At 67.4% G+C, this 13055-nt stretch carries 12 protein-coding genes; 10 read left to right on the top strand and 2 right to left on the bottom strand.

Going from position 1 to position 13055, the window contains the following annotated elements; translation table 11 throughout:
- Positions 1-4: 4 nt before the first annotated feature.
- The 8 genes from argB to QFZ70_RS10975 all read left to right on the top strand — a co-directional run bounded on the left by argB (position 5) and on the right by QFZ70_RS10975 (position 7859).
- Positions 5-958 carry an acetylglutamate kinase gene (argB, locus tag QFZ70_RS11010; protein ID WP_307095556.1) on the top strand — a complete coding sequence of 318 codons (954 nt, stop codon included), beginning with the start codon at positions 5-7 and terminating at the stop codon, positions 956-958.
- On the top strand, positions 955-2208 hold the full coding sequence (locus tag QFZ70_RS11005) for an acetylornithine transaminase (RefSeq protein WP_307095554.1): 1254 nt from the start codon (positions 955-957) through the stop codon (positions 2206-2208). The genes argB and QFZ70_RS11005 overlap by 4 nt, the downstream gene beginning before the upstream one ends.
- Entirely contained in the window at positions 2205-3215 is a 1011-nt protein-coding gene (gene argF, locus QFZ70_RS11000) for an ornithine carbamoyltransferase (protein ID WP_307095552.1), read from the top strand. Before QFZ70_RS11005 ends, argF begins: the two co-directional genes overlap by 4 nt.
- Positions 3215-3745 (top strand): arginine repressor, encoded by a 531-nt coding sequence (locus tag QFZ70_RS10995; RefSeq protein ID WP_102976225.1) that lies wholly within the window; start codon positions 3215-3217, stop codon positions 3743-3745. Before argF ends, QFZ70_RS10995 begins: the two co-directional genes overlap by 1 nt.
- A 45-nt stretch (positions 3746-3790) precedes the next feature.
- A complete protein-coding gene (locus QFZ70_RS10990; protein WP_307095550.1) occupies positions 3791-4996 on the top strand; it encodes an argininosuccinate synthase in 1206 nt (401 codons plus the stop codon).
- Positions 4993-6408, top strand: coding sequence for an argininosuccinate lyase (argH, locus tag QFZ70_RS10985; RefSeq protein ID WP_307095549.1), 1416 nt, complete (start codon positions 4993-4995; stop codon positions 6406-6408). The genes QFZ70_RS10990 and argH overlap by 4 nt, the downstream gene beginning before the upstream one ends.
- A 136-nt stretch (positions 6409-6544) precedes the next feature.
- Positions 6545-7081, top strand: a complete 537-nt coding sequence (locus QFZ70_RS10980; RefSeq protein ID WP_307095548.1) for a pyridoxal 5'-phosphate synthase — start codon at positions 6545-6547, stop codon at positions 7079-7081.
- 10 nt (positions 7082-7091) lie between these two features.
- Entirely contained in the window at positions 7092-7859 is a 768-nt protein-coding gene (locus QFZ70_RS10975; RefSeq protein ID WP_307095547.1) for a maleylpyruvate isomerase family mycothiol-dependent enzyme, read from the top strand.
- Positions 7860-7875: 16 nt separating this feature from the next.
- Here QFZ70_RS10975 and QFZ70_RS10970 read toward each other — a convergent pair whose 3' ends face one another.
- A complete protein-coding gene (locus QFZ70_RS10970; protein WP_307095546.1) occupies positions 7876-8370 on the bottom strand; it encodes a methylated-DNA--[protein]-cysteine S-methyltransferase in 495 nt (164 codons plus the stop codon).
- Positions 8367-9917 (bottom strand): DNA-3-methyladenine glycosylase 2 family protein, encoded by a 1551-nt coding sequence (locus QFZ70_RS10965; protein WP_307095545.1) that lies wholly within the window; start codon positions 9915-9917, stop codon positions 8367-8369. Before QFZ70_RS10965 ends, QFZ70_RS10970 begins: the two co-directional genes overlap by 4 nt.
- Positions 9918-10032: 115 nt before the next feature.
- Between QFZ70_RS10965 and QFZ70_RS10960 the strand changes: the two genes are divergently transcribed.
- Together QFZ70_RS10960 and QFZ70_RS10955 are read left to right on the top strand one after the other, a co-directional pair.
- Positions 10033-10680, top strand: a complete 648-nt coding sequence (locus tag QFZ70_RS10960; protein WP_307095544.1) for a DNA-3-methyladenine glycosylase — start codon at positions 10033-10035, stop codon at positions 10678-10680.
- 67 nt (positions 10681-10747) lie between these two features.
- The gene (locus tag QFZ70_RS10955; protein WP_307095543.1) at positions 10748-12976 is read left to right on the top strand and encodes an AAA family ATPase; all 2229 of its coding nucleotides are present in this window, start codon (positions 10748-10750) and stop codon (positions 12974-12976) included.
- Positions 12977-13055 lie beyond the last annotated feature (79 nt).

Here is a 13055-nt window from a genome sequence, read left to right as displayed (position 1 = left end):
CCTTATGAACACCCGCACCCGCGAGAACACCACCATGCTCGATGCCCAAAGCAAGGCCGGCACGCTGATCGAGGCGCTGCCCTGGATCCAGCGCTTTGCCGGTACCACCATGGTGATCAAGTACGGCGGCAATGCCATGGTCAATGACGAACTGCGCCGCGCCTTCGCCGAGGACATTGTTTTCCTGCACCACGTGGGAATCCATCCCGTTGTGGTGCACGGCGGCGGCCCGCAAATCAACGCCATGCTGGCCCGGCTGGGCATCGAGTCCGAGTTCAAGGGCGGCCTGCGGGTCACCACACCTGAGGCCATGGACGTGGTGCGTATGGTTCTGACCGGCCAGGTGGGACGCGAACTCGTGGGGCTCATCAACTCCCACGGCCCCTACGCTGTGGGCATGTCCGGCGAAGACGGCGGGCTGCTGCGGGCCGTCCGCACCGGCACGGTCGTGGACGGCGAAGAGGTGGACCTGGGCCTTGTGGGTGAAGTGGTGGGAGTGAACCCGGAAGGAATCCTGGACATCCTCGCCGCCGGCCGCATCCCGGTGATCTCCACCGTTGCACCGGAAATCGAGGGCGACGCGCTTCCTGCCGACGGCCGCGTCCAGACCACCGGGCAGGTGCTCAACGTCAACGCGGACACCGCAGCGGCAGCCGTTGCCGAAGCCCTCGGAGCGTCCAAGCTGGTGATCCTCACCGACGTCGAAGGCCTCTACGCCAACTGGCCGGACAAGTCCTCGCTGATCTCCTCCCTGAAGGCATCAGACCTGCGCGAGCTCCTGCCCTCCCTGGAATCCGGCATGATCCCCAAGATGGAAGCCTGCCTCAAGGCGATCGACGGCGGGGTGGAACGCGCGCACATCGTGGACGGTCGCCTGGCGCACTCCATGCTGCTGGAAACATTCACGACGGCGGGCATCGGCACGCAGGTCGTCCCCGACGAGGAGATCAACGGATGAACACCACGGAAAAATCGTCACTGACAGAGCTCGTGGAGACCGCCGGCCACGCCGGATCCGAGTGGCTGGCCCGCTACTCCACGTCTTTGATGGGCGTGTTCGGCACCCCGCAGCGGGTCCTGGTGCGCGGTGCCGGCTGCCTGGTCTGGGATGCCGACGGCAAGGAGTACCTCGACCTGCTGGGCGGCATCGCGGTCAACGCCCTGGGCCACGCCAACCCGTTTGTCACGTCAGTCATCTCCAGCCAGCTGGCGACTCTCGGCCATGTCTCCAACTTCTTCACCAGCCCCACCCAGATCGCGCTGGCCGAAAAGCTTCTAAGCCTCACCAACGCGCCGTCCGGTTCCAAGGTGTTCTTCACCAATTCCGGAACCGAAGCCAACGAGGCTGCCTTCAAGCTGGCCCGCCGCAACGCGGGCTCTACCGGCACGGCGCGGACCAAAATCATCGCCCTCGAAGGCGCCTTCCACGGACGGACCATGGGCGCCCTGGCCTTGACTGCCAAGGAGGCGTACCGTGCGCCGTTCGAGCCACTGCCCGGTGGTGTGGTCCACCTTCCCTTCGGCGACGTTAACGCCCTGGAAGCCGCCCTCGACGAGACGGTGGCCGCGGTCTTCCTGGAGCCGATCCAGGGCGAAGCGGGCGTACGGCCCCTGCCTTCCGGCTACCTTCGGGCTGCACGGGAGCTGACCACCAAGGCGGGCGCGCTGCTGATCCTCGACGAGGTGCAGACGGGCATCGGACGAACCGGCAAGTGGCTGGCCAGCGAGGACGCGGGCATCGTGCCGGACGCTGTCACCCTGGCGAAGGGCCTGGGCGGCGGCTTCCCGATCGGTGCGCTGGTCACCTTCGGCGGCGGGACGTCGTCGTTGCTGACCGCTGGCCAGCATGGCACGACGTTTGGCGGCAACCCCGTGGCGACGGCGGCTGCCCTCGCCACCCTGCACGCCATCGAAAGCCAGGATGTCCTGGCGAACGTGGCAAAGGTGGGGGAGCACCTGCGGTCCGCGCTGGCGGCCATTCCGGGCGTCACCGAAGTCCGGGGCGAAGGTTTGCTCATCGGCTTCGACCTGGACGCGGACGTCGCCCCGGCCGTAGTGCAGGCGGGTCTCGAAGCAGGCTTCATCGTCAACAGCCCCGGGCCCCGCACCATCCGCCTGGCGCCGCCGCTGGTGCTCACCACCGCCCAAGCGGACACCTTCCTCGCCGCCTTCCCGGCCATCCTCCAAGCAGCAAAGGACGCCCAGTGACTTTTGTAACCGGTTCTACCCGGCACTTCCTCAAGGACACGGACCTCAGTCCTGCCGAACAGGCGGAGGTCCTGGACCTTGCCGTCCGCATGAAGGCCGCGCCGTACAGCGTCCAGCCCTTTGCCGCGGACGGCAACGGCCGCAAGACCGTGGCAGTCATTTTCGACAAGACCTCCACCCGGACCCGGGTCTCGTTCGCCACGGGCATCGCCGATATGGGCGGCAACGCCCTCATTATCAATCCGGGTGAGGCCCAGATCGGCCACAAGGAATCCGTGGAGGACACCGCCAAGGTCCTGGAGCGCATGGTGTCCACTATCGTGTGGCGCACGGGTCCGCATGCAGGCCTGGTGGCCATGGCCGAAAACTCCAGGGTGCCGGTCATCAACGCGCTGTGCGACGACTACCACCCGTGCCAGCTGCTCGCTGACCTGCTGGCTGTGAAGGAGCACAAGGGCGAGCTCAAGGGCCTCACCATGGCCTACCTCGGGGACGCGGCCAACAACATGGCCAATTCCTACCTGCTGGCAGGCGTGACGGCGGGCATGCACGTCCGTATCGCAGGGCCCGAGGGCTACCTTCCCGCCGGGGACATCGTGGCCGCGGCTCTGGAGCGCGCCGCAGAGACCGGCGGCTCGGTGCTGGTTACCACCGACGCTGCGGCGGCACTGAAGGGTGCCGACGTCGTCGCAACAGACACGTGGGTGTCCATGGGCCAGGAAGCCGAAAAGGAAGCCCGGCTGCAGCTGTTCCGCGAGTATTCCGTGGACGAGGCGGCCATGGCACACGCGGCGGATGACGCCGTCGTGCTTCACTGCCTTCCCGCCTACCGCGGCTACGAAATCTCGGCGGGCGTGATCGACGGGCCGCAGTCCATCGTCTGGGACGAGGCCGAAAACCGGCTGCACGCCCAGAAGGCCCTGATGGCCTGGCTGATGCACCAGTCCGGCCTGGCATTCGTCGATGGCCTTTCTCCGGTCGAGGGCACTGGGGAGAGCACGTTCTAGTGTCCGCCCAACCGGCGTCGCCGGGCTCCAGCCCGGCCACCAAAACGGCCCGCCAGGCACGTATCACCGCCATCCTGACGGGTGAATCGGTGCGCTCCCAGGCGGAGCTGGCAGCCCTGCTGGCGGACGACGGCGTGCAGGTCACCCAGGCGACGCTGTCCCGGGACCTCGTGGAACTCGGCGCGGTCCGGGTCCGCGGCAAGGAGGGCGTGCTGGTGTACGCCGTCCCCGGCGAGGGCGGCGAGCGGGCCGCGAAGAGCGGGGTGAGCCAGGAGATTCTGGACGCCCGGCTGGCTCGGCTGTGCAGCGAGCTGCTGGTCACCGCGGAGGCATCGGCCAACATCGCAGTGCTCCGCACGCCCCCGGGCGCGGCCAACTTCCTTGCGCTGGCGATCGACCATTCGGTGATGCCGTCCATCCTGGGGACCATCGCCGGCGACGACACCGTGCTGCTGGTCTCCCGGGACCCGCAGGGCGGCCAGGACCTCGCGGCCAGGTTCCTGCAACTGGCTGAAGAAGCCGGGCAATAAGCTTGATGACAATATCTACAACCCCAATCACAAGGAGCATTTCAAGTGACTGAACGCATTGTGCTCGCCTACTCCGGCGGCCTGGACACCTCAGTAGCCATCGGCTGGATCGGTGAAGCCACCGGCGCCGAGGTCATCGCCGTGGCGGTTGACGTTGGACAGGGCGGCGAATCCCTGGAAACCATCCGCCAGCGTGCCCTGGGCTGCGGCGCCGTCGAAGCCTACGTGGCCGACGCCTCGGACGAGTTCGCCGACGAGTACTGCATGCCCACTTTGAAGGCCAACGGCCTCTACCAGGGCCACTACCCGCTGGTTTCCGCCATCTCCCGGCCCGTCATCGTCAAGCACCTGGTCAAGGCTGCCCGCGAATTCGGCGCCACCACCGTTGCTCACGGCTGCACCGGCAAGGGCAACGACCAGGTGCGCTTCGAGGTAGGCATCCAGACCCTCGGTCCGGACCTGAAGTGCATCGCCCCCGTCCGCGACCTCGCCCTGACCCGCGACAAGGCCATCGCCTTCGCCGAGGAAAAGGGCCTGCCGATCGAGACCACCAAAAAGAACCCGTACTCCATCGACCAGAACGTCTGGGGCCGCGCGGTGGAAACCGGCTACCTCGAGGACATCTGGAACGCCCCCACCAAGGACATCTACGACTACACCGCCACCCCGGAGTTCCCGCCGGCACCGGACGAGGTCACCATCAGCTTCGAGGCCGGCGTTCCGGTAGCGATCGACGGCGTGAAGGTCACCCCGCTGCAGGCCATCAAGGAACTCAACCGCCGTGCCGGCGCGCAGGGCGTGGGCCGGATCGACGTCGTCGAGGACCGCCTGGTGGGCATCAAGTCCCGCGAAATCTACGAAGCCCCGGGCGCCATGGCCCTGATCACGGCGCACAAGCACCTCGAGGACATCACCGTCGAGCGCGAGCAGGCCCGCTTCAAGGCCACCGTTGGCCAGCGCTGGGCCGAGCTGGTGTACGACGGCCAGTGGTTCTCCCCGCTGAAGCGCTCCCTGGACGCCTTCATCGAGGACACCCAGAAGTACGTCTCCGGCGACATCCGGATGACCCTTCACGGCGGCCAGGCCATCGTCAACGGCCGCCGCTCCGACACCTCGCTTTACGACTTCTCGCTGGCCACCTACGACACCGGCGACACCTTCGACCAGTCGCAGGCCAAGGGCTTCATCGAGCTGTGGGGCATGTCCGCCAAGGTAGCCTCCGGCCGCGACATCCGGGTCGCGGGTCAGTGACTTCCGGTACAAATGAAGGCGCACTGTGGGGCGGCCGGTTCGCCGGCGGTCCCGCGGATGCGCTCGCGGCGCTGAGCAAGTCCACGCATTTCGATTGGCGGCTGGCCCGCTACGACATCGCCGGTTCCAAGGCGCACGCCCGCGTGCTGCACAAGGCGGGCCTGTTGGACGACGCCGAGCTGAAGGGCATGCTTGACGCCCTCAGCCAGCTTGACGAGGACGTTGCTTCCGGCGCCTACGTGCCGGCCGAATCCGACGAGGACGTGCACGGCTCGCTCGAGCGGGGCCTGATCGAGCGCGCCGGAACGCAGCTGGGCGGCAAGCTCCGCGCGGGCCGGTCCCGCAACGACCAGGTGGCCACGCTGGGGCGGATGTTCCTGCGCGACCACGCCCGGATCATCGCCCGCGGCGTGCTCGCCACAGTGGATGCCTTGGTGGAGCAGGCCAAGGCCCACCACGGAGTGGCCATGCCGGGCCGCACCCACCTGCAGCACGCGCAGCCGGTGCTGCTCAGCCACCACCTCCTGGCCCATGCCTGGGCGCTGCTGCGTGATGTGCAGCGGCTGCAGGACTGGGACAAGCGGGCAGGCGTCTCGCCTTATGGGTCGGGTGCCCTCGCCGGCTCCTCCCTGGGCCTGGACCCGGAAGCCGTTGCCGCGGACCTGGGCTTCTTCTCCGCGTCGCACAACTCGATCGACGGCACCGCCTCCCGCGACGTCTTCGCCGAGTTCGCCTGGGTGTGTTCGATGATCGGTGTGGACCTCTCGCGGGTGTCTGAGGAAGTTATCCTCTGGGCCACCAAGGAGTTCTCCTTCGTCACGCTGCACGACTCCTACTCCACGGGCTCGTCCATCATGCCGCAGAAGAAGAACCCGGACGTGGCGGAGCTGGCCCGCGGCAAGGCAGGGCGCCTGATCGGCAACCTGACCGGGCTGCTGGCCACGCTGAAGGGCCTGCCGCTGGCTTACAACCGCGACCTGCAGGAGGACAAGGAACCGGTGTTCGACGCCGCCGACACCCTGGAGCTCCTGCTCCCGGCAGTCTCCGGCATGATCGCCACCCTGACGTTCAACACAGAACGGATGGAGTCGCTGGCACCGCAGGGCTTCGCGCTGGCTACTGACATCGCCGAATGGCTGGTCCGGCAGGGTGTTCCGTTCCGCGAGGCGCACGAACTCTCCGGTGCGGCCGTCAAGCAGGCGGAATCCCGCGGCGTGGAGCTGTGGGACCTGACCGACGAGGAATACGCCGCCATTTCCGGGCACCTCACGCCGGAGGTCCGCACGGTCCTGTCCACGGAGGGGTCGCTCAACAGCCGCAACTCCCAGGGCGGAACCGCACCGGCCGCCGTCGAACGCCAGCTGGTTGCACTGGAAGCCGAGCTGGCGGGCGTGCGGGAGTACGCCCGGTAACCACCAAACGCTCTCTCACTTGATGCCGCCTTTTGACCAACGGTCTCTCACTTTTCTCACGAAAGTGAGAGAGCGTTGCCGATTTTGAGGCAACAACTGATAGAGCGTTGATAGGAGTCGCCACTATCATGGCGCCATGAGCGACTCCTTCCGCAGGCAACTCCGTGCGCTTCCCGATTTCCCGGACATGATGCCCGGCTTCGACCCGGCCACCGCGCCTGCGGATCCCACAGAACTCTTCCACCAATGGCTGGATGAGGCTCTGGCAGCGGGGGAGCGCCAACCGCACGCCTGCAGCCTTGCCACGGTGGACGGCAGCGGCCAGCCGTCGTCGCGAATGCTGATCCTGAAAAACATCGACGACGACGGCTGGCAGTTCGCCACGGCCCGCACCTCGCGCAAAGGCAGGGAGCTCAGCGCCAACCCGCGCGCCGCCCTCAATTTCTACTGGCCATCGCTGGGCAGGCAAGTCCGGGTGGCCGGCCCCGTCGTCGAGCTGTCCGTCGAGGCATCGGCCCGGGACTGGGCGGAGCGCCCGCGGGCTGACGGCAGCGGCAACCCCGACTGGCAGCTTTACGCCATCCAGCCAGCAGAGATCGAGTTCTGGCAGGCGAGCCACGACCGCTCCCACATCCGCCACAAGTTCGGCCCCGACGGCGTTCTTCCCGGCTAGGATGAGCGCCATGACTGCTCCCGCACCAGAAGTCCTGCTCGCCGGGCTCCATAAAGCCGCCGACGACGTTGCCTCCGATGCTGCCAAGCTCGGCGAAGAGGACCTGCGGGCTCCGTCCGCCCTGCCCGGCTGGACGCGGGGCCATGTCCTGGCCCACCTCACCGGGATCTCCAACGCCATGGCCCGGCAGCTCGAGTACGCCGCCCGGGACGAGAGCATCGAGCTGTACGACGGCGGCACGGACGGCCGGAACAGGGCGATCGACATGGCTGCCGGCCACGATGCTGCCACACACCTGGCGCATCTGACGGCAGCCCTGCAACGGGCGATCAAGACGTTCGACGCGCTGCCTGGCATCAAGGATTCGTCTGCCAACCGCACCGGCTGGTACGCACCCATCACCTACCGCGGGGGAGTGGTCCTGGACGGCGGCCTGGCGCTGTGGCGGGAACTCGTTATCCATAACTCGGACCTGTTGACGGGCAGGGGACCGGAAACCTGGAGCCGGGAGTTCTGTGAGCACCTGTTCGATTTTCTCTCAGCCCGCGTCCAGCCCGACGACAGACTGGTACTGCAGCCCCTGGGCCACCCGCCGCTGAGCATCGGCAGCGGCAACAGATCCACCGTAATCAGCGGGATGGTCACGGATATTGCGGCCTGGCTGGCGGGGCGCGAACCCACACTGGGCAGCCTGAGGGCATCCGCGGCAGCCGACGGCGTGGACCTGCCCGCCCTGCTGCCGTGGCCTGCGGGAACGCCAACACCTCAACAGGACTAGCGTTCCCCAACCTGGATCAGGCGGCTTCGCGCGCCAGCAGGCTCTGTTTGATGGGCAGTCCCCAGCGGAATCCACCCAGCGAACCGTCGGTCCGGATGACACGGTGGCAGGGGACGAACAGGGCTGCAGCATTGAAGGCACAGGCGCTGGCGGCCGCCCGTACAGCCTTTGGATTACCGGCCAGCCCGGCGTACTCGGTATATGTCACGGGGGACCCCGGCCGGACCAGCCGCAGCACGTCCCACGCGTGGACCCGGAACGGCCCGGACATTTGCCGCACGGGAACCTTCATCGCCGGGGCCGGATTTCCGGCGTAGAACGCTTCGACCGCCGCCGAAATTTCTCCAAGTTCGCTGACCAATTCCAAGGTGCCGGGCCGCAGGGTCGGATGGATCTGCCCGGTCAAATCACCGGGCTTTTCGGTCCAGCCGCTGGAGAGGACCACGCCGTCCCGGGCGAGGATGGTGAACGGGCCGTCCGGGGTGGACATGTGAAGCAACTGGGCCTTCATTGGTTCGCTTTCTCTGCTGTTCTGCTGCCTGCTGCGGCAACGTCCTTTGTTGTGCCAGGACGTGTACCCGCCGGGAACTCCGCTGCTGCCCGCCACAGGTGCATGGTGGCGTAAGAGCGCCAGGGGCTGACTTCGCGGAAGTCCGGGTTCGCGGTCCAGGACTTCCCCGAGCCGGCCGGGCCTGAATTCTTCGGGCAGTCCAAGGCCTTGATTCCGTTCCGCACCGCCGCGTCATTGGCAAGGAACACGTCCGGGGCGCCCAGGATACGCATGGCGAGGTAGCCCACGGTCCAGGGTCCGACGCCGGCCAGCGGGAGCAACTTTGCACTGAGGCTTGCCACGTCGTCGCCATAGCCGAAGTCGAGCGTACCTTCTGCCAGGGCAGAAGCTGCCGCGCCGAGGGCATCGATGCGTTTCCGGGGGCCGCGCAGGAGGGCGCAGCCGTCGGCAGCAATTTCCGCCGGGGTGGGAAACATCCGGTCGAGGCCCTCACCGGGGCTTCGGCTTGAACTTCCGACGGCGGCCAGCCGGGTGAGGGCGGTCCGCGCCGCAGCCACGGTGATCTGCTGGCCGATCATGGCCCTGATCAGCATCTCGGCAGGGTCAAGCGCCCCCGGCATCCTGATTCCCGGAGTGCGGGCCGCTGCAGCCGCCAGCCTGCTGTCCCCGGCCAGGGCGCCGTCGATCGCCACCGGGTCCGCATCCAGGTCGAACAGCCGCCGGACGCGGCTCAGCAGGGCCGGCAGATCCCGAAGGTCCACCGCGCCGATGGTGAGGGTCAGTGGCCGTCCCGGTGCGCCGGCGTCGTACTCGATGGTGAAGCGCGCATCACCGTGCGGCAGCCTTAGCGTGCGCGCGTAGGAGGTCGCCGTTCCTGCCTCGATCCCGGGGATGGCCCGCACCGCCAGGAAAGTGAAGACGCCGGGGTCGAAGGGGTCGCGGTAGGGGAGGCTGAGGGTCAGTGCGGTAGAGCCCCCGGCGGCCGCCTTGGCATGCCTGGCGGAGCGGAGGGCGGTGGGAGTCATGGCAAAGACTTCCACCATGGTTTCGTTGAACTGGCGGACGCTGCTGAAGCCGGCCGCGAAGGCGACGTCCGCGAGCTTCATCGACGTGGAAACCAGCAGCGTGCGCGCTGTCTGTGCCCGGCCGGCACGTGCGAGCGAGAGGGGACCGGCGCCCAGCTCCTGGCTGAGGATCCGGTTCAGCTGCCGTGAGGAATAGCCCAGTCGGGCGGCAAGGCCATCGACGCCGTCCCGGTTCACTACGCCGTCGTTGATCAGGCGCATGGCACGCCCCGCGATGTCCTGCCGCACGTTCCAGGCAGGCGTTCCCGGAACCGCCTCGGGGAGGCAGCGCTTGCAGGCCCGGTAGCCGGCCTCGTGCGCTGCGGCTGAGGTCTCATAAAACGTGACGTTCGCAGCCTTGGGAGTCCTGGCCGGGCATGACGGGCGGCAATAGATGCCCGTGGTGCGGACGGCAGTGTAGAACTGCCCGTCGAACCGGGTGTCCCGGGCGTCTATCGCCCGGTAGCGCTGCCAAAAGTCCATCACTCCATCCTGCCAGCAGCACAGGAGCGGAGCTAGCGGAAATCGGACATGGCCGTGCGCCCGTTTTGTGGTGTTGCGGCCCGGCTCCGTCGCAGTCTTTGGATAGAGTCTGGCCATGAGCAGAAGTCCCTCTCCGGCCCGGGAACCGCTGCGGGAATTCCTGTCGGGAGATGCCCGCGAACTGGCACCGATGCTGCTGGGGGCTGTCCTGACCCATGATTCACGGGACGGCCGGGTCTCCGTGCGGCTCACGGAAGTGGAGGCCTACCTCGGGCCGGAGGATTCCCTGCACCCTGATCCCGGCTCACATACGTACCGCGGCCCTACGCCCCGGAACGCTCCCATGTTCGGCCCCGCCGGACACCTGTACGTCTACTTCACCTACGGCATGCATCACTGCACAAACATTGTGTGTGGCCCGGCAGGCGTTGCCTCCGCTCTGCTGCTGCGCGCCGGAGAAATCGTGGAGGGCCTCGAACTGGCACAGCACCGCCGGCCTACCTCGAAAAACCCTGCCGATCTTGCCAGCGGCCCGGCCCGGCTCGCCAAAGCCCTCGGCCTGACAACCGCCTACAGCGGCCGTGACGCCTTGGAGCCGCCTTTTGGGCTGAGGCTCGCGGAGCAGCCGGTTCCGGAGGTCAGTTCTGGCCCCAGAGTGGGCGTTTCCGGCGTCGGCGGATCCGGGCAGTACGCCTGGCGGTTTTGGATCACGGGGGATCCCACGGTGTCGAAGTACAAGGCGGCCAAACCAAGAAAGCGCTAGTTTCGCAAGCGTTAGCGGAAATGGTTGTAGAATGGTAGGTCTGTCTTTTGCGATAGGGGAACGTTAAATGCTCGACGCCGATTTGGCCCACGAACGGGACTATGTTGCCGGCCTGTATGCCCGGCTGGAGGAGTTGCGCGAGGAAAAGCGCAAGCAGCTCGCGCAGGTCCGGCGGTCAGGGGCCGTGGGCACCATGCAGAACGTTTCCGAGCGTGACGCCTTCGCCGCACTGTACGAGGACCGCCTGGCGCAGCTGGATGCTGTTGACGACCGGTTGGTCTTCGGCCGGCTGGACCTGGACTCCGGAGAAGCGCAGTACATCGGCCGCATCGGCCTCACCACCGAGGACCTGCAGCGGCTCATGGTTGACTGGCGCGCGCCCGAAGCCGGGCACTTCTACCAGGCCACCGCCTTCGACCGGCAGGGCGTCCGCCGCCGCCGCCACCTGATCCTGCAGGGCCGCGAGGTCAAAGCCATCGAAGACGATGTGCTGGACGCGGACATGCTGGCAGACGACGAATCACTGCAGGGTGAGGGCGCCCTGCTCGCCGCCCTGAACTCCAAGCGCACCGGCCGGATGTCGGACATCGTCAGCACCATCCAGTCGGAACAGGACCGCATCATCAGGTCCTCCATCTCCGGCGCCGTGGTGGTGCAGGGCGGGCCGGGTACCGGCAAGACCGCCGTGGCACTGCACCGCGCCGCCTACCTGCTGTACACCCACCGGGACCGCCTCAAGTCCGCGGGCGTGCTGCTGGTGGGCCCGTCGTCGTCGTTCATGAAGTACATCGAAAGGGTGCTGCCCTCCCTGGGCGAGACCGGCGTCGTGATGGCCAGCGTGGGCCGCCTGATGCCCGGCATCAATGCGGTGCCCGAACCTGATGCGGGCGTTGCCGCCATCAAGGGCCGGCTCGACATGGCCACCGTGGTGGCCAACGCCGTCGCCAACCGCCAGCGGATCCCTGCCGAAGACCGGATCCTGGAAGTGGACGGCCGCAAGCTGGTGCTGACCCCGCGCCAGGTGCGCCGTGCCCGCGAACGCGCACGTTCCACCGGGAAACCGCACAACGAAGCACGGGTGACGTTCGTCAAGATCCTGCTGCGCGAACTGACCGAACAGATGACCGAGCTCGTGGAAGCCGGCAACATCGGCAACAACGCGGACCGCTCCTACCTGGCCGAGGATGTCCGCACGGCGCGTGATGTCCGGATTGCCCTCAACCTGTGCTGGATGCCGATGACGCCCGAAAAGCTGATCTCGGAGCTGTTCAGCAAGCCGGCCGTGCTTGAATTCTGCACTCCGCATCTGACATCGGCTGAGCGCGCCCTGCTCCAGCGCCCGGCTGATGCCCCCTGGACTGAATCCGATGTTCCCCTGCTGGACGAGGCTGCCGAGTTGCTGGGCGAGCTGGATCCGGCTGCCGGGCGTGGACTGGCGCAGCAGGAGCACGACCGTGCCCGCGACCTTGCCAACGCGAAGCAGACCCTGGTCAACATGGAGGCTGCAGGCGTGGATCCGCTGATGTCCGCCGAGGAGCTGGCCGAGCAGAACCAGGAACAGGAAGCACGGCTGACCGCCGCCGAGCGTGCCACGAGCGACCGCACGTGGGCCTTTGGCCACATCGTGGTGGACGAGGCGCAGGAGCTTTCGCCCATGCAGTGGCGCCTGCTGGTCCGCCGTTGCCCCCTGAAGTCCTTCACGATCGTGGGTGATATCGCCCAGACGAGCTCAGTGGCCGGCGCCAACTCCTGGCAGGGCGCGCTGGCCCCGATGTTTGGCGACCGCTGGCAGCTGGAGGAGCTGACGGTCAACTACCGCACTCCGTCCCAAATTGCCGAGGCAGCTGTCCGGATGGCCAACGCCGCGGGACTCGTCGTCTCCGCACCCAAGGCCGTCCGGGAAGGACGCTGGTCTCCGGTTATCGACGAAGTGGACCCCGGCCAGGTGGTCCGCCGTCTGGTGGAAGTCCTGCCGGAGGAACTGGAAGCACTCGACGGCGGCCTGCTGGCTGTCATCGCGGATGGTCCCCTCCTGCCGGAGGCCATGGCCGCCCTGCGCGCCGAGTACGGCCGCCGGATCGGCACCGGCGCCGGCGGTTATGAGCAGGACATTGTGGTGATCAGCCCCCGCGAGGCCAAGGGCCTGGAGTTCGACGGCGTGGTGGTGCTGGAGCCCGGCATGATGCTGAACCATGAGCACGGCAAGGTGGGGGACCTCTACGTCGCCATGACGCGCGCAACGCAGCGGCTCCGGCTGATTGCTGCAGAGCCTGTGCCTGCAGGGATCAGGCGCTGATCTTTCCGGCTCAAGCACCCTGATCCGGTCCAGGCGCCGGTGCCGCCCACTCGGCGCCTGGACTGGGTAATCCTGCTAA

This window comes from Arthrobacter sp. V1I9, assembly GCF_030817075.1.
GTDB lineage: Bacteria > Actinomycetota > Actinomycetes > Actinomycetales > Micrococcaceae > Arthrobacter.
Note: the sequence above shows the minus strand (reverse complement) of the source record. Positions and strands in the feature narration are given on the sequence as shown.

What these genes read in the sequence shown, in the direction of transcription:
- argB (WP_307095556.1), top strand. Translation starts at nt 5, where the DNA reads ATGAACACCCGCACCCGCGAGAACACCACCATGCTCGATGCCCAAAGC.
- QFZ70_RS11005 (WP_307095554.1), top strand. Translation starts at nt 955, where the DNA reads ATGAACACCACGGAAAAATCGTCACTGACAGAGCTCGTGGAGACCGCC.
- QFZ70_RS10980 (WP_307095548.1), top strand. Translation starts at nt 6,545, where the DNA reads ATGAGCGACTCCTTCCGCAGGCAACTCCGTGCGCTTCCCGATTTCCCG.
- QFZ70_RS10975 (WP_307095547.1), top strand. Translation starts at nt 7,092, where the DNA reads ATGACTGCTCCCGCACCAGAAGTCCTGCTCGCCGGGCTCCATAAAGCC.
- QFZ70_RS10970 (WP_307095546.1), bottom strand. Translation starts at nt 8,370, where the DNA reads ATGAAGGCCCAGTTGCTTCACATGTCCACCCCGGACGGCCCGTTCACC.
- QFZ70_RS10965 (WP_307095545.1), bottom strand. Translation starts at nt 9,917, where the DNA reads ATGGACTTTTGGCAGCGCTACCGGGCGATAGACGCCCGGGACACCCGG.
- QFZ70_RS10960 (WP_307095544.1), top strand. Translation starts at nt 10,033, where the DNA reads ATGAGCAGAAGTCCCTCTCCGGCCCGGGAACCGCTGCGGGAATTCCTG.
- QFZ70_RS10955 (WP_307095543.1), top strand. Translation starts at nt 10,748, where the DNA reads ATGCTCGACGCCGATTTGGCCCACGAACGGGACTATGTTGCCGGCCTG.